The sequence below is a fragment of the Psychrobacter pacificensis genome, from assembly GCF_018336615.1.
Taxonomy (GTDB): domain Bacteria; phylum Pseudomonadota; class Gammaproteobacteria; order Pseudomonadales; family Moraxellaceae; genus Psychrobacter; species Psychrobacter pacificensis.
On the sequence record NZ_CP048752.1, the window covers coordinates 1,220,693 to 1,237,297 of the forward strand.

The window sequence follows — 16,605 nt, forward strand, 5'->3', positions numbered from 1 at the left end:
GTGTTATTTAGCCTGTCTGTCTAAATCAGAGTGATTGAACTTGTATATCTGTCTATCTAAAATTGCCTAGATAGGAGACAATATGCGCATAAAATCTAGAGCGCCGTGATATTAAGAAAGTATCATGTACTAAGTCTCTTAAAGATTGAGCCACACAGACATTTCACAAATTTAACTCAAGCAAAAAGGCAATCTCGAATGACCAAAGATAATCCATATAATTTCCTACCACTACAGCCCACTGGCAGAAATGAAACCGACACGGCGAATACCTACGCGCCTGAAGACATGATCAAGATATACGAGCAGCAGTTTCTCATTCAAGTACCTGAAGAGGAGCTGACAGGGTTTTTGCCTGCCCTAAAAGCATTTTATGATATTGATAATCATACTTTAGATGTCAGCGCCGTTATTTTTGAGGCAATTGCAGACTCCTCTATCATTTATAATCACAAAATCAAAGTGGGCGGCTATCAGTTGCTAGGCGGATTGGTAGAGGAAGTGATTGAATATGATGAGGATACTCAAAATGATGACAGTACTGACAGCGAAGAGATTCAGGCCTATACACTAGAGTGCCAACGTACCTTCTTCATCAATGATGTAGAAATACCTTATCATTTTAATCTGTTCATTTATGGCGATGGCTATTCTACTTTGACTAAAAAAGAAACCGTGCTAGAAAAAATGTATTGGTTTGTCAGAGGCAGGTTTGAAGAAGAGTTGTTGGACGACTCCAAAGATAATGATAGCTTGGAATCAATCAATGAGCAGCTAGCCAGCTTGGGCATTGCGGCCATGGATCTAACGACTGTAGATGAGATCGTAAGTTATATTGAAGGCAGCATCATAGATGACGCAATGGTTGATGAGCTAAATAAGCTATTGGATGATGTTGAATAGTATTGATGGTAAGCGTCTTTCAAAAGGACGAGCTTCTTCACGATCATAAGTTTTTGAAGTGTGACGGCTTTATTTGTTTCTAAAATGGCACTAAGCGAAATAACTTTAATCCTAACGAGATCATATTATGTTCAAAATAAAAGTAGAACGCATTGTCAAAAAACCGATTGATGAGGTATTTGAAGCACTGAGCGACCATGCCAGTTATGGCTCATTTAAAGCGGTGGGAGTTGCTAAGTTAGTCGCTGAAGGTAATGAGGAGCGCAATGGTGTTGGCGCTTTACGTAGCATTCAAGCGGGACCTGTTAAGTTTTGGGAGCGGATTACAGCGTTTGAGCGTCCTACTCATATGCAATACCAAATCGAAAAAGCTAAACCTGTCAAAATGCGACATGATAAAGGCGTCATTGATTTAAAAGACTTGGGCGATGGCACCACACACGTGACTTGGATATCCGAGGGTCGATTGATTGTACCGTTGCCATTAATCGGTCGCCTACTTGATCGTCAAATGCAGAAACAAGGAACCATAGGATTTAGTAGTATACTCAAATCTATAGAAAGCCGCTAATCTAGCGGCAATATTGTCTTCTTCGATATAATTATATCATGGTGGCTCTTTTATTTGAGCCACTACTAGTTGGTTTTAATTCGTTTTGTTCTTGGTAGCTTCAATTTCGTTAAAACGTGCTAACTGTTCTGGTGTTGCTTTTTGCTGGTACTTCGCTTTCCACTCAGCGTAGGGCATGCCATAAACAAGCTCGCGCGCATCCTCGTAGTCGATTTCAATACCACGCTCTTCACCAGCAGCTTGGTACCATTTAGACAAACAGTTACGACAAAAATCGGCAAGGTTCATCAGCTCAATATTCTGTACATCTTTACGCTCGTCTAAATGAGCCAATAAGCGACGAAATGCCGCCGCTTCTAATTCGATGTTTGATTCTAATTTTGCCATAATATTTTTCCTAATTGTCATTGAGCCATCTAAAACTTAGTTAATACTAACCAGTAAACTTATTATAGTAGAGGTTCGCTAATTTAAAAGCTTTTAATCATAATATTAAACCACGCTTCATTTCTATCTGCTCTAAAAATAGCTAGGTTGGGGGCAATTCAGTATTCGCAGTTTTAGGGCAGGGCACGGTTTGGGCACCAAATGGGCACCGCACCGAAAATGAGCTTTTTAATTGAGTAGATAAACTTAACTATAAGAAAATAAATATTCGAAGAAATGCTCTGCAAGCCCCGAAAATTGGACAAAAAAAGCCTCACTGCTCATATAAAGAGTAGTGAGGCTTTTTAAGTATTTGGAGCGGGATAAGAGATTCGAACTCTCGACCCCAACCTTGGCAAGGTTATGCTCTACCACTGAGCTAATCCCGCTGATTCATCGTTTGATTAACTATCATCAGATGATGAAGGCGTATTATACGCAGTTTTTTTTATGTGTCAACACCTATGACGAAAAAAGTTAAAGTTATTAAAATAGGCATGTCTTCTATCTACAAATGTGTGTTATAACGGTTCATTATAATATGTATTCCAAAAGCTTTGCATACATAAATAAGCTGGTATACATATTATGATTTAATTACATTCACAATTATCAATACTTACGAAGATAAGTTATAAGGATAAAAAATGAGTCAACAGTATACTATCGCTGATTATTTGTTTGATCGTGTAGCCGAAGCAGGTGCCTCTGAGATATTCGGCGTACCAGGCGATTTTAACTTAACCTTTTTGGACAATGTCCTTGCTTCTGATAAGCTGCGCTGGGTGGGTAACACCAATGAGCTAAATGCTGGCTATGCGGCCGACGGTTATGCACGCGAGCGTGGGTTTGCCGCCATGGTGACGACTTTTGGCGTAGGCGAGCTATCAGCGATTAACGCGACCGCAGGCTCTTTTGCTGAGTACGCGCCAGTATTGCACATCGTAGGTGCACCAAGCACAGCTTTGCAAGACGCAAAACGCCGTATTCATCATTCGCTTGGCGATGGCGTATTTAATCATTTTATTAAGATGGTTGAGCCCGTGACCGTAGCACGAGCGCAGCTTACTCCTGAAAATGCCGCCTCAGAAATTGATCGAGTGATTCGATTGATTCTCAAAAAGCATCGCCCAGGTTATCTGCTGCTATCACCTGATGTTGCGCGTCAGCCTATTTATCCGCCAACAACCAAGCTGATTGATAGCCAAGAAGACATCACCAGTCAAGCGGCATTGGCAGATTTCAAGCAAGCGCTCACCGAGTTTTTGCCAAACAAAACCACGACGCTCATGGCAGATTTGATGGTGCATCGTTTGGGGTTGCAGTCACAGCTCAAAGCACTGATTGCTGATACAGACATTCCTTATACCACGCTATCGTGGGGCAAAACGCTGCTTGATGAAAACAGCGAGCGCTGGGCCGGGACTTATGCAGGCGTTGCCTCGCGTCCCATTGTCAAAGACGCGGTAGAAAACTGCGAATGTCTGATCAAAGTAGGGGTGCAATATACCGACACGACCACCGCGGGATTTAGCCAAGATATTGACGAGAGTATAGTAGTAGACTTGCATTATGAGCGTGCTTCTATTAGTGGTAAGAACTTTGCACCGATTGCCTTGCAAGATGCATTACAGGCCCTGCACGAAGTCATAACCTCTGGTATCAACATCGTACCAAAGCCTTTTTGTGAGCCCGTCAAGCCGCATGAGCAGAAGGGTAGGGATGATGAGGCAATTCTCCAAGATGACCTATGGCATATTATCGCTGATCGCCTAGACCATAATAATTTGGTGTTCTCTGAGCAAGGAACGGCCTATTTTGGCATCAGTGATGTGCGCTTGCCAGAAGGGGTGACCTCCTATGGGCAGCCAATGTGGGGCTCGATTGGCTACACATTACCAGCCAGCTTAGGTGCTGCTATCGCGTCACCGAATAAACGCAGTGTTTTATTGATTGGTGATGGCTCGGCGCTCTTGACGGTTCAAGAAATGGCGGTCATGATTCAAGAGCGTATCAATCCAGTCATCGTCCTAATCAATAACGACGGCTATACCGTAGAGCGTGCGATTCATGGTGAAAACCAATACTACAACGATATCCCAAAATGCGATTGGCAGATCATGCCAAAAGCGTTTGGCGCAACCGAAGCGAATAGCTTACTACTCAAAGCAGAAACAGCAGGTGAGCTAAAAGCGGCTTTAAACAAAGCTGCCGAGACTACCGATAAGCTAGTAATGATTGAGGTCATCGCAGATAAGCATGATATACCCCCGTTGCTAGCAGATATCAGCGCGGCACTAAAGCCAAAAAAGGATTAAATAATTCGTAAAAGCTTTCTTAATAAAAGTACTAGCCCCATTTAGCAGCGTAGCTAAATGGGGTTTTTTGCGTTTTTTTATCATAAGGGTCAATTAATCAGCGATGCCTCTTATGTCAATTTGTAGACTCTAGTATGATGGCTGATTGGGCTATGTTCAGCCCGTCATACTCAATAGGAGAGTGATCCATCATGATCTGGCTAAAAATGCTCATTGGCGCTTTGATGGTATTGGCAATTCAATTATTTGCACAAACGCGATTTTTTTATCTGGCGGCGCTTGCACCTCTTTTCCCCACGTTTACGCTCATCAGTCACTTCATTGTTGGCACTGAGCGCAGTCCTACTGATTTAAGGGTTGCCCTGATATTTAGTATGCTGGGTGTGATACCGCATCTGATTTATACCTTGGTGGTATTTTTTAGCATCAGTTATATGAGCTTATATAAGGCATTATTGTTAGGCGTTGTCGCTTGGACAGTAGCCGCCGCCATTTTGGTACTGACATGGCAGTACATTCAGGGCTAAATAGTCAAGCGTAACTATTTAAATCTAATTGTGTGGACCTAAATACTGTCAAAAGTTAGAATAAAAAATGGCTAAACAAAGGTCATAAGTTCATAGGTACGCGCTGGTATATTCGATAACTTTTTTCGAAATACTGTCTATAAATTTAGTCGCAGATGTTACTCTTAATGCCGATATAGAATCAGTGTAAATTTCTTGTGTTAATGGCTCTGACAATGTTAATAGCTCTGACAATCGTTGCTGATGACAAACTCTCTGGCGTGATATCTAATAACAGTGCGATAACGGAAATATTTGCGCAATCAAGTACTATTATGCTTCATTCAATATTGATGCAATAACGATAAAAAACAGGGTTTTAAAAAATGGATACCTTGAATATCCTATACCTCGTAGGGGCAGTACTTATTTTCGCCAGTATCATGGCGAGCACGTTATCGGCGCGTTTGGGTGTGCCCTTGCTATTGCTGTTTTTGATCGTCGGTATGTTGGCAGGCGAGCAGGGTATCTTAGGTATTGAGTTTTCTCAATATGGGCTGGCCAATTTTGTGGGACAAGCGGCGCTTGCTTGTATCCTGTTAGATGGTGGTCTACGTACGTCTTTTAAGTCGTTTCGGGTCGGTCTAAAACCTGCGATCACCTTGGCTACTTGGGGCGTACTGGTCACGGTTTTGGTGCTCGGGGTATTTGTTACTTGGTTGCTCGATGTCGACTGGCGTTTTGGTCTATTGATGGCAGCGATTGTTGGCTCAACCGATGCGGCCGCTGTATTCTCTCTACTACGTAATGGCGGGGTCAAGCTCAATGACCGCGTTCAAGCTACGCTCGAGTTAGAATCTGGTGCCAACGATCCCTTGGCCATTTTATTGGTGACGGGGTTAATTGCTCTAAACGTCGACCCTGCTGGTCAGACAGCATTTGGCTTTTTGGTCTTACTGTTTCAACAGCTGAGCTTTGGGTTGGGCATGGGCTTGCTCTTTGGTTATTTGCTCTCTCGGTTATTACCCAAGATACATCTGGCAGAGGGCATGTATGCCATTTTGATACTCTCAGCGGGCTTGGCGGTATTTGCTGCGACCAACTTGATTGGCGGTAGTGGGTTTTTGGCGGTGTATCTGACAGGGGTGCTGATAGGCAACCACAAGGTACGTTCAACCGAGCATGTTATGCGCGTGATGGACAGCTTTGCGTGGCTGTCGCAAGCGGTACTGTTTGTGGTATTGGGGCTATTGGTCACGCCATCAAACGTTCTTAATGTCTGGCATTATTCGGTGGCGATAGCGGCGTTCATGATCTTCATTGCCCGTCCTATCGCGGTCTATACTAGCGTGAAACCATTTAAGTTTAAAGATCGAGAGATTGGATTTATCTCTTGGGTTGGGTTGCGCGGTGCGGTGCCCATTACCCTTGCGATTTTGCCCGTCATGGCAGGGATTGATAATGCCTTTATGCTGTTTGATATTGCCTTTGGGGTTGTGGTGTTGTCGTTGATACTGCAAGGTACGACCATTCCTACCATGGCAAATCTATTTAAGGTACGTATTCCAACCAATAAAGACCCCAAAGAAGAGCACGAGGTTTGGGTGTCAGATAAAGCGAGTATTACTTTGTATGAGTTTGAGGCGCAATCAGGCGCCTTTGCTATTGGCCGCCATCCTATGGGTATCTCTAAAGGCATTAGCCCTGATGAGATTAGTATATTTGCGCTGGTGCGCGGTCAACAAATCGTCGTCGTTGATGAAAATACGAAAATAAAATTTGGTGATAGTGTTTGGTACGCCATGCGCGGCAATCACGCCAGTAAAATTGCCAAGATTTTTAATGACACAACGTTAGATCGTAAGGCGATTGATGACTTTTATGGTGATTGGCTACTGTCGCCTAGTGTGAAACTTGGCGATTTGCCATTTTTTTCAGAAGCTATGACCGCCAAACCTTTGGTAAAAACGCTAAAAACGACCGAAGTGGACAGTACCAAAGATATGTGGGAGCAAACGGTTGCTGAATATGTGACCTCACACTTAGGTACTGCACCAGTCTCAGGCGATACAGTTGTGGTGAACGATGAGTGGTCACTGGTCATCAAAGAAGTAGGCGAAAAAGGTAAGCTTAGAAGTATCGGCTTGAAGCATCAACAACCGTCTATAGAAACGGCGTAGTCGCATTTTAGGCACATTTTAGTCGTACCCTCATAACAAGTTCATCATCTTATTTAAAAAGTCAGCGGTTTGTTTTTGCTGATTTTCCCGATATGCCCAGTGGGGCTCGACGTCGTAGCTTGCTTCATTGGGCAGGAGTATTTTCATCACTCCCATGCCCTCATATCGTCTCGCCAGATCACGCGGTAAGTACCCCACATGATGGCCTGCAAGGATAAGCTGCGCAGTTGCTTCCATGTGATAAGTGGTGGCGCTTAGGGTTTTTGGGCGGATATGATTGATATGATGCTCGACCACGTAGCCCCTTTTTATCCACGGATAATTCTGCTCTAAATCCTCAAAAGTCAATCCTTCTGAGTTATAAAATAGCTTATGCTCACGTCCGCAGCAGACCACTTGTTTTTCGACAAATGCTGGCTGAAACGTCAGTAACGGCGGAAAGCTACCAAAATACCCCACACCAATGTCACTCTCGTTACTTAAGAGCTTTTCTAGCATGCTCTCAGGGCTTTGCACATTGATAGAAAAGTGTATCAGTGGGTTTTCTCGGTAGCTGCTGGCGAGGCGCTGTCTAAGCGCATCATAAAAAAACTTGGGCATCTGATCAATTAAGCAAGGCCTAATATGTCCACCGTGTACTGAGTCTAGTTGCTTAATATAGTGCAGCTGGTGCTGAAAGCTTGCGACCGATTCGGTAAAGCCCAAACAAGCCTCATAGACAGCCGCACCATCCTCTGTCAGCTTAAATCCTGCTCGACCGCGATGGCAAAGTGTCATGCCCAAGCGGTCTTCTAATTGCTGACTGATTGAGTCGCTCTTAGTTTTATTGGCTGTTTTAGAACTTCGTACCTAGCTGTTAATATCGTTATTGATAGCTAGCGTCCAAACCTGTTCTGCAAGTCAGGTTGCTTATCGGTAAATGCCTAACTAACCGCGCCGCCATGTGTGGTATTTTTCTAACCAGTTCAGTACCGTGTCGGGGCGTGATTGCGTTTCCATTCACCAGCGACGTATTTGTTGCCCTCCGCCCATGTCGGGTAGGTATGAATTGTACCCAATATTTTATTGAGCCCCAAACCATGTTTCATCGCCAGTACAAAATCGCTCATTAAATCGCCAGCATGCTCAGCCACTATCGTCACCCCTAGGGTTTTATCTTTGCCTTTCGCGGTGATGACTTTAATAAAATCCTTAGCTACGCTGTCTGTAATGGCGCGATCTAACTCTTTAAAGTCATAACGTGTCACTTCAAAATCAATGCCCTTTGCCGATTGCTTCTTGCTCATTCAAACCCACGCGAGCGACTTCTGGATCAATGAAAATCGTCCATGAAATCACGCGGTAATCGACCTTGAATTTTTAAAATTTCCAAATAAGCCGTTAACCGCTGCGTACCAGCCTTGATGCGACGCCACATGAGTGAATTGATAGGGCCCAACGATTTGATAGTGTCGCGCAGCAGGTAACGTGAGGTCAAAAAAGCCAGCGTTGCCCCGATACTGGAAGCAAAAGAGGCAATGAGTAAGCCTTGAGCTAAGCCAAACAGCGTGCCTGCGGCCAGCGTCAAAATAGTGGCGCTAGGTAAGGAAAGAGCAGTGACGACCACATAAAGTAAAAATAATCCACCAATAATCAATAATCAATAATGGCGACTGCGTTTTATACGCATCAAACTGCGCCATCAATCCTTTTAAGCCCTCAAGCGTCAATAATTGATTGAGATCAAAATAAAAAAAACTGGCCACTACGATCAGTAGAAATAGTATTAAAAATATTCTTTTCATCATGATTGGTCTGGCCTCATAGTCTGGTGAAGGCGACCGTTATCGCTTTATGATCCAAATGCTGACGGTGTGCGCTAACGGCGGTATGCGCTAACATAGCAATACGAATATGGATGACGCGACTGTGATAACAGTCAGAGCGCTTGCCTTTATAGTATAGGGCTTGGGCTGCGTTGTCTGGTATTTATATCAGCATCTCACAAATAAAAGCAGCCCTTCATAGAACGGATGCTCCATGAAGGGCTGCTGTTTGAATGCTTATCTAATCGCTGCATGAAAAGGCGAGAGATTACCACATCAAATCGTCTGGGATCACATAAGCGGCGTAAGGATCATCTTCTTCTGGCGTGTCTTCAGCAGTATCATTGGACACGACCATAAACCCTTCCATTTTTGTATCGATACGATCTGCGAGTGGGCGCGGCAGGAGCGCGTAGCCGTCTTCTAATCGTGCAATCACCACGTGACCGGCGACGATTTGATCGTATAGCTTTTGCGTGATGGATATTTTTTTCACTTTAGACGCATCGACGAATTGATAGCTAACGTCACCATCCGTATCGGCTATCTGATGCTGCTTAATCATTTGAATGATGTTAGCCCTCAGCGCCTTTTCTTCTAAAGCTTGCTGTTTTTGCTGATTGAGCTTTTGGTCTTTCTCAAGCTTTTGCGCTTGAGCCTCTGCCAATGCTTTTTTGGTCTCTAAACTCTCTGAGTCGCCAATACGCTTGGCATGCTGCGTTTGCTTGCTGATTTTTTTGGCTTTTTTACTATCGACCAATCCAGCCTTTAATAGTTGAGCCTGTAGGGCGTTCTTTGCCATAATTCAATCACCTAAATAACGATACGTAAGTCTTAAATACTGCATCATAAATACTAAAAGAGGTATTGTAGCAAACTTTACTAACGCTTGTGGTTAGACAATGACCAGAGTTCATCGGGGTGTTAAAACAATACTCTTGTAAACTATATAAAATAATAGTGCTAGCACGTTTGTGATTTTACAAAAGCGTGTACATCGCTGGATGAAACCGACCAAATTGGGTATCATCAAATTAAGAGAGCAGTTTTTATAAACATCTCTCAAACAATGGGCATAGCTTGGTCATATATAACAAGCTGTATGGGATTAAATAACATATCTAAGGACAGATTATGACAACATCACAGCACATTCTAGCCTGTATTGACGGCTCAGCAGTGACTGAATCGGTTTGTGACTATGCCGCATGGTATGCCAGCAGACTGAATTTGCCCGTTGGATTGCTGCATGTCAGTGATATTCCTGCCTCAGTGAGACGAGATCTGTCAGGAGCGATAGGGATCAACAGTCGCCAGTTCTTATTAGATGAGTTGTCCCAGCTAGATGAGCAAAGGGCAAAAGTCGTCAATAGCTATAGCAACGCCTTAGTACAAGATGCAAAAAGCCATATCAAAGACAGCTTTGCGGATGTCAATGTGCGCATTTATCAACGTCATGGTAAATTGCTTCCTAGCATCGAGTATTTCAAAGAAGAAAATCGCGCGATCGTCATGGGACGCCGCGGCGAAGACCACAAAAATAGCCGCATCAATATCGGCAGCCAAATCGAAACGGTAGCTCGCGCATCGGATATCCCTATCCTGATTTGCTCAGAAACCTTTAAAGAGCCTAGCTCATATATGATTGCTTTTGATGGTAGCAAGACCTCTATAAAAGCGGCATGGATGGTCGCAAAAAGCCCTTTGTTAAAAGGTTTGAAAGGCCACATCGTGATGGTCGGCAATTATAATGAAGCCGCCAAGCAAAGCATGAGCGCGGCTGCTGCAAAATTGGAAGATGCAGGTTATATCGTTGAGGCGCATCATCTGTCTGCTTCTGATGCGGTCGATGGGTTATTAACGTTTCAAGTCGACAACGATATTGACATCATGGTGGTCGGTGCTTATGGACACTCTAAATGGCAGCAGTTGTTTCTTGGTAGTACAACGACAGAGATCATTGCAAGTACCTTATCCCCTGTAATTTTGGTACGCTAATGGATGCATTAATAAATTGTCATGAGTCGCTTGTTTTTCGATAAAGCGACACTAAATTAAGGCCGTGCCTTGTTCGAGACACGAGCGATCAGTGTATCGCTCTCAGCAGCGCAATATTCATAAAGAGGGTTGGTTATCGATATTTTAGATAACCAATCTATATCTCATAACGGCTCACTTGCTGACGCCACTCATTCTATCTTTGGAACCCCTTATGCGTATCAATGCAGATTTTTCACGTCGTGCTTCGCTAGCACCTGAAGACCACGGGTGGGTCAAATCACCACAGAATGGCGTGGAGCGAGTGATGCTTGACCGCATCGGTGAAGAGAAGGCTCGTGCGACGAGCCTAGTACGTTATGCACCGAACTCTTATTTTCCGCACCACTTGCATCCCGGCGGCGAGGAGATACTCGTACTGTCAGGGACTTTTTCTGCAGACGATACCCATTATCCGGCAGGTTGGTACGTGCGCAATCCACCAGCATCCGGTCATAGGCCTTATAGTGATGAAGGCGCAGTGATTTTCGTTAAACTACGGCAGATGTCACCTGATGAAGCGCATCATGTGGCCATCGACACTCACGATAGCGCCAATTGGCAGCGACAAGGTGACCGTGACGTTTGTCCTCTTTTCTCAGATGATGTCGAGCAGGTGAGCTTGCAACGTATAGAGGCAGGAGAGTTGTTATTCAATGAGCCAATCCTTAATGGCGCAGAGCTGTTAGTCATTGCAGGCGAGCTGGTAGATGATGACCGAGTCTATCAGCGTTGGGGGTGGTTACGTCTGCCTGCAGGTGAGTACGCGCAAATCACAGCAGGACGAGAGGGCGCGACGATATATCTAAAAACAGGGCATCTCAGCCAAGTCATCGGAGACAAGCCAGACGATGCCTAAAGACCTATGATCAATAACACTGCGCTGATTGCTAATCACGGATTGAGCCTGATTGCTTATTAATTTGACTCATCAATTTGAATGGTTAGCGCCAGCATGAAGTGACCTATTTAGCTGATTTATATAACGTATCACCTCGTCTCAAGCCAGATAAACGGCTCTATATCAATACAGCCCTTTCTTATACAACATCACAAGTCCGCTTCTAAAAATAGTCGATTTCTTCTATCCATGTCTTATAGTCAATCCATAATAAAATTAGCACAGCTCATATCATTGAACAGTTTAGGTAGTTTATTCTTTATTCACCCTTGTCGTAGAAACTTAGCCTGTGCCCACTTTTTTTCAATAGGGTGACGATTACGCATTTCGTTTTGAGGCATGGTATTAGCGTGTTTTTACACCATTGGCAGAAAAGGCTCTACTATATATTAGTACACGCGCAGAACACCTCGAGGTTATCAAATACTAAGCATTATTGGTATAAAGAATTTACTCAGTCTGTTGAACTATCTGTTTGTAGACTAAGCCTCTTTCATCGGAGCTTCATGCTCAAAGTCAGCCAGCATCTCTGTGATCAGCTGGTCTTTTTTGTGCCATACCTGCTCAACCCAGTCAAACATCTGCGCTTTTACCGTGTCATCTGTTTCATAACCACCATTTTTAATTGCCGTAAATAAGTCTTCAGGTATCTCGATATGACGCACATCGACGCCTAACCGTTTGATGTTGCCTTTCCATAAGTCACTATAAGTGGGTATGCCATCAGGGTAGACAATCGTCATGTCCAAGATACCGTCGATCTCTGAGCCTAGGGCACTCAAAGCAAGTGATAATCCGCCAGCACGGGGCTTGAGCAAGTGCTTATATGGTGAGTTTTGTTTGTCACGTTTGCTAGGGGTGAAGCGCGTTCCTTCCAAATAATTTAGCAAAGTAAAAGGCTTGTCCTTTAATAGCGCACAGGCTCGTTTGGCCTCTTCGATGTCTTTACCCTTTAAAGCAGGGTTTTTGGCAATGGCTTCTTTAGAATGTCGACGCATCATAGGGAAGTCGAGAAAGTAGAAAGCCTGCCCAATCACTGGAATATAGATGAGCTCAAACTTGGTAAAAAAGCGCGTCAATGGTAGGCGCTTTTCACTGATATATTGCATGATGCTGGTATCGACCCACGATTGGTGGTTGCTGATCAGTAGGTATTGACCATCTGTGTGTACATCATCAGGCAAGCTGATACGCCAGTCTTTACGTGGTAGGATATTGTCGATGACTGCATTATTGCTATTGATCCAGTAATTGGTGACATCGATAACGGCTTTGTCAGCGATAGCAGCACCCGTGAAGGCTTTGGCGGCGCCCATTATCCATACAGGAGGTCCTGCCAAGATGCTATTAAAGGTAATCACACCCGTGGCTGTGGTGAGTGATGCGGCTTTACCCAATTTTGGGGCGCGTTCATGTAGTTTTTGAACGACTGATTTCAATCGCATAGTAAGTCCTTTTTCTTAGACCAGTGATGAGGTATTGATAATATTACTGCATGATTTTAGCAGAAATAAATCTTAGTGTACGAGTGTTAACAACAAATAATACACAGCACCTTTAGTGAAAAGTATTATTTTTGCCATAAAAAAGCGTACCAAGGCATGACCTTGTAAATACCCCATTCTTAACACAACATCATTGTAGAATAATTAAGCCACCTGCCTGTACTCGGCAGGTGTCATATCATTAAGTGAATCATGGGATCTTTCAGTGTTATAAACCTTGATCCAGTCTTCAGTCAGCTTACTAACCTCGTTTAAATTATTAAAAAAATAACAGTCTAAAACCTCATTGCGGTAACTGCGATTAAACCGTTCAATATAAGCATTCTGATAAGGACAGCCAGAAGATCGTAGCGAGATGCTCTCATGGTTGATGTTTTTAGCAACTGGTCTGGGCCCTTATTATGGTCAGTCTGTGCATTTTAGACACAAGGCGCCAGAAAAAATCCCCTATGCGATGAACCGCTATCTTCGTGAGGCTGAGCGTCATTACGAAGTGCTCGACACCCATCTGGAAGGCTGTGAGTATTTGGTTAGAGACGAGTATTCAATCGCTGATATCTCCGCATGGGGCTGGATCGATAAAGCATCAGCCTGAAATGACAGGGCTCTTTTTTGCCGCTTCATTGCTAAAAATACACGTATAGAATGACTATACTCACTATTTTTACCTGCGAATCGCCTAAAAAATAGCCTCTGTCAGTGCCATGGTTGAATGTTCAGCACGCCCTAATAACAGCAAAGAGACGTAAAAAGCTTTATAATAAAAAAGTGATTAAAAACAGCAGCTAATATTGGTTCTACAAACTTTGCCTTAAAATAGATTTTGAGGCAAAGTGATTAAGGTAAACACTATGAGTGCTGCGATAAAGTTCAATCGCGAGGATGTGAGCGAAAAAGCAAAAAATCTCTATTGGGAAAAAGGCTATCACGCAACCTCGATGCGCAATCTGCAAGACGTCATCAATATGCATCCTGGTAGTATTTATGCCGCTTTTGGTAGTAAAGATAAGCTCTTTATATTGAACTGCGGTGTCTCTTGCGAGAACTACTGCCATAATAAGGTCTTGAATAAAGACTATAGCGTACAATGCTTTGCTGCTACAAACCTTAGTCATGAACAGGTCAGTGGTGAATGCTAGGCATAAGAATGCTAAAAAACTGTCCTCTTCAGCTCGATTGTTGCGGTCAACAAGCCATATCTTATGGATTTAATCCTGACGCCAATAAACCTTTATCACCACCTCTGCGCGGCTAAGATCAAGCCGCTCTCTAAGCATGGGCCGTAGTGCCTTGACAGTGCTTGCCTCTAATGCACCCCAGACTTTATCAATTTTTATAGGTTGATCTATCAAATAATTGCCTATCGTATTATCGATTAAGGGTGCTAAATGCTGTCCTGAGCATTGCTGATCGGTGACGATGGGAAGGACAGTAAAGTTGTCTTTAACGGTATTCTTGGTAGTGCGCTCACTATTGCTGTCAATACGATTAGTTATGCTGCCATCAATACCACTACGTATTTTTACGGTATCAAAATAACGTTGATCCGCCGCGTTTTGTGTGACACTAACAACTAACGGCGGTGTTGGGTTTTCCCATAGCTCGAGTAATCTCGCGACAGTTGGCATAGACGTTTCATCAGCGATCAGTAACGCTTGACCGTCACGCAAATGCTCAATTTTTTCAGGAAACTCCCTTTTGGTCACTACGGTATCACCTGCTTGTAGTGAGTTGGCCCAATTACCGCCCGGTGTATTGCCATGCAAGAAAACATCGACCCACGCTTGTATGCCAGCAGGGGTATGCCATGCTTTTCTTAAGGTGTAATAACAATGAGATCGAGCAAGGCGTGAGGTATTTTTGCTGTCATCAATATTGTCAGCTGTTGTGTCTTTAATCAATGCATTGTGCTCTAAATCAAATAAATACGCGTAACCTGCCTCGTTGATGGGTACTGAGGTCGGGTTTGATGTGCCGTTAGTATTATTCAACGTGGGCATGTTCAGTTCAAGGCGCAGCATATTTTTGCTGACTCTATAACTGTCTTGCACATCAAATACTTGCTTGGTCAGTTTAATCGTTTTTTTACCCAGCTTTTTATCCGCTTTTTGTTTGAGTGCAATATATTGAATTTGTAGCTCATCAGGATGCGTAATGGCTGCAGGAAAGGCAATAAAAAAAGTCTGACTCTGTTCAGGGTGATTTTGAGCATTGGTAGATGGAGATTCTGTATTTTTTGTCTGTACTTGTAACTCAAGGCCTTCAGCGTAAACGGTGGTTAATTTCACCTCTATATTATCCAATTCAGCAGTGGATATAGGAGTAAATGCGTTTAAAAACCCTAATAGTTCATCTAGATGCTCTTCGTTGATATAGGTGATGATGTCGTTTAGTTCAGGAGTGTTTAAGGAAGTATATGGTTTGTCTTGATCATAGGTATTATATGCAGAAGATAGGAAGATATTAGCCATATTGATACTCATAAGCAGATGATAAGTGAGGAGATAAAACGTCTAGTTGGTTAATGATAATTGTTTTTATTATCGTTTACGAGTAAAATCCTCTTTTATTGTCGCTTTTGTTTCAAAACTATAAGCATCATCGACGCCAATTTTTTACTTTTTATCAATTTTGATTTTTATCAATAATGAGTGCCTATATGTTACGTGCAAACCAACTGACCATCAGTCGACAAGGGAATACTTTACTAGATAACGTGAGCTGCGAGATTGATATCAAGCAGTTGGTGGCGCTAGTTGGACACAATGGTTCAGGAAAGTCGACTCTGATTAAGGCATTGGCAGGGGAAATGGCGAGTAGTAGCGGTAGTATTACCTTAGATGATACTCGCATCAATGATTACGGCAGTAAGGAGCTGGCACGTCATATGGCTTATCTGCCACAGCAACTACCTGACGCCGCTGGATTTACCGTGCGTGAGCTTGTGATGCTCGGACGCTATCCGCATCAAAAGTGGCTACAAAAGCCAACCCAAATGGATAGAGATAAAGTTGATCAAGCGCTAAAGGTAACCCAAACCGAAGCATTTGCTGATCGCATTACATCGACGCTATCAGGCGGTGAGCGTGCCCGTGCTTGGCTTGCGATGTGCTTGGCGCAAGATACCAAGTATCTACTGCTTGATGAGCCGCTCGCTGCATTAGATATGCATTATCAGATTGAGGTCATTCAGCTTATCCGCCGCTTGGTAGATGAGCAGGGCTTGAGTGTGGTGATTATTATTCATGATATCAATCTGGCAGCGCAGTATGCGGATCGAATCATTGCGCTAAAAAACGGCCGAGTTTGCCACAATGGCACTATCAAAAGTACGATGCAATCTGAGGTATTATACGATATTTTTAATGTGGATATGCAGCTGCTCAGTCATCCCATTACTGGGCAGCCTGTTGCAGTTGCTTGACATCAGATCGCTTCTCTTTCACCCAAACT

General features: G+C 43.5%; 17 protein-coding genes, 1 tRNA gene and 1 pseudogene. 10 read left to right on the plus strand and 9 right to left on the minus strand.

Annotation, left to right across the window (positions count from 1 at the left end; all coding sequences use genetic code 11):
* The first annotated feature begins 198 nt into the window (after positions 1–198).
* The gene (locus GYK50_RS05280) at positions 199–903 is read left to right on the plus strand and encodes a hypothetical protein (RefSeq protein WP_212564394.1); all 705 of its coding nucleotides are present in this window, start codon (positions 199–201) and stop codon (positions 901–903) included.
* Between the two features lie 127 nt (positions 904–1,030).
* Positions 1,031–1,474 (plus strand): SRPBCC family protein, encoded by a 444-nt coding sequence (locus GYK50_RS05285; RefSeq protein WP_071001808.1) that lies wholly within the window; start codon positions 1,031–1,033, stop codon positions 1,472–1,474.
* Between the two features lie 75 nt (positions 1,475–1,549).
* Here the strand turns inward: GYK50_RS05285 and GYK50_RS05290 are convergent, their stop codons facing one another.
* Complete coding sequence (locus GYK50_RS05290) at positions 1,550–1,861, minus strand: DUF1244 domain-containing protein (protein ID WP_212564395.1); 312 nt, start codon at positions 1,859–1,861, stop codon at positions 1,550–1,552.
* A gap of 353 nt (positions 1,862–2,214) precedes the next feature.
* Positions 2,215–2,289: transfer RNA gene (locus GYK50_RS05295), tRNA-Gly, on the minus strand.
* A gap of 258 nt (positions 2,290–2,547) precedes the next feature.
* On the opposite strand from GYK50_RS05295, the gene GYK50_RS05300 reads away from it, so the two are divergent.
* The 3 genes from GYK50_RS05300 to GYK50_RS05310 all read left to right on the plus strand — a co-directional run bounded on the left by GYK50_RS05300 (position 2,548) and on the right by GYK50_RS05310 (position 6,904).
* A complete protein-coding gene (locus GYK50_RS05300) occupies positions 2,548–4,218 on the plus strand; it encodes an alpha-keto acid decarboxylase family protein (protein WP_186474299.1) in 1,671 nt (556 codons plus the stop codon).
* 191 nt (positions 4,219–4,409) lie between these two features.
* Positions 4,410–4,745 carry a GlpM family protein gene (locus GYK50_RS05305; RefSeq protein WP_058023655.1) on the plus strand — a complete coding sequence of 112 codons (336 nt, stop codon included), beginning with the start codon at positions 4,410–4,412 and terminating at the stop codon, positions 4,743–4,745.
* 365 nt (positions 4,746–5,110) lie between these two features.
* On the plus strand, positions 5,111–6,904 hold the full coding sequence (locus GYK50_RS05310) for a potassium/proton antiporter (protein ID WP_212564396.1): 1,794 nt from the start codon (positions 5,111–5,113) through the stop codon (positions 6,902–6,904).
* Between the two features lie 30 nt (positions 6,905–6,934).
* Here GYK50_RS05310 and GYK50_RS05315 read toward each other — a convergent pair whose 3' ends face one another.
* The 4 genes from GYK50_RS05315 to GYK50_RS05325 all read right to left on the minus strand — a co-directional run bounded on the left by GYK50_RS05315 (position 6,935) and on the right by GYK50_RS05325 (position 9,511).
* Entirely contained in the window at positions 6,935–7,681 is a 747-nt protein-coding gene (locus tag GYK50_RS05315) for a LysR substrate-binding domain-containing protein (protein ID WP_212564397.1), read from the minus strand.
* A 188-nt stretch (positions 7,682–7,869) separates the two neighbouring features.
* Positions 7,870–8,190 carry a hypothetical protein gene (locus GYK50_RS12850; protein WP_071001803.1) on the minus strand — a complete coding sequence of 107 codons (321 nt, stop codon included), beginning with the start codon at positions 8,188–8,190 and terminating at the stop codon, positions 7,870–7,872.
* A 26-nt stretch (positions 8,191–8,216) separates the two neighbouring features.
* Complete coding sequence (locus GYK50_RS12855) at positions 8,217–8,540, minus strand: TVP38/TMEM64 family protein (RefSeq protein WP_228724571.1); 324 nt, start codon at positions 8,538–8,540, stop codon at positions 8,217–8,219.
* Between the two features lie 437 nt (positions 8,541–8,977).
* Entirely contained in the window at positions 8,978–9,511 is a 534-nt protein-coding gene (locus GYK50_RS05325) for a DUF2058 domain-containing protein (protein WP_093068354.1), read from the minus strand.
* A 332-nt stretch (positions 9,512–9,843) separates the two neighbouring features.
* Here GYK50_RS05325 and GYK50_RS05330 point away from each other — a divergent pair, with 332 nt between their 5' ends.
* Positions 9,844–10,707: a universal stress protein gene (locus GYK50_RS05330; RefSeq protein ID WP_071001800.1), complete on the plus strand. Its 864-nt coding sequence runs from the start codon at positions 9,844–9,846 to the stop codon at positions 10,705–10,707.
* 214 nt (positions 10,708–10,921) lie between these two features.
* Complete coding sequence (locus GYK50_RS05335) at positions 10,922–11,605, plus strand: cupin domain-containing protein (protein ID WP_071001799.1); 684 nt, start codon at positions 10,922–10,924, stop codon at positions 11,603–11,605.
* Positions 11,606–12,129: 524 nt separating this feature from the next.
* Here GYK50_RS05335 and GYK50_RS05340 read toward each other — a convergent pair.
* Positions 12,130–13,092 carry an acyltransferase gene (locus GYK50_RS05340; protein WP_071001798.1) on the minus strand — a complete coding sequence of 321 codons (963 nt, stop codon included), beginning with the start codon at positions 13,090–13,092 and terminating at the stop codon, positions 12,130–12,132.
* Positions 13,093–13,296: 204 nt separating this feature from the next.
* Positions 13,297–13,491 (minus strand): annotated as a pseudogene (locus GYK50_RS05345) (integrase core domain-containing protein); the annotation flags it as partial.
* A 16-nt stretch (positions 13,492–13,507) separates the two neighbouring features.
* Between GYK50_RS05345 and GYK50_RS05350 the strand changes: the two are divergent.
* Both GYK50_RS05350 and GYK50_RS05355 read left to right on the plus strand, forming a co-directional pair.
* Complete coding sequence (locus GYK50_RS05350; protein ID WP_228724572.1) at positions 13,508–13,747, plus strand: glutathione binding-like protein; 240 nt, start codon at positions 13,508–13,510, stop codon at positions 13,745–13,747.
* A gap of 256 nt (positions 13,748–14,003) precedes the next feature.
* Entirely contained in the window at positions 14,004–14,291 is a 288-nt protein-coding gene (locus GYK50_RS05355; RefSeq protein WP_071001797.1) for a TetR/AcrR family transcriptional regulator, read from the plus strand.
* Positions 14,292–14,360: 69 nt separating this feature from the next.
* On the opposite strand, the gene GYK50_RS05360 is transcribed toward GYK50_RS05355, so the two are convergent.
* Complete coding sequence (locus GYK50_RS05360; RefSeq protein WP_071001796.1) at positions 14,361–15,623, minus strand: siderophore-interacting protein; 1,263 nt, start codon at positions 15,621–15,623, stop codon at positions 14,361–14,363.
* A gap of 188 nt (positions 15,624–15,811) precedes the next feature.
* On the opposite strand from GYK50_RS05360, the gene GYK50_RS05365 reads away from it, so the two are divergent.
* On the plus strand, positions 15,812–16,576 hold the full coding sequence (locus GYK50_RS05365) for an ABC transporter ATP-binding protein (RefSeq protein WP_058025721.1): 765 nt from the start codon (positions 15,812–15,814) through the stop codon (positions 16,574–16,576).
* Positions 16,577–16,605 lie beyond the last annotated feature (29 nt).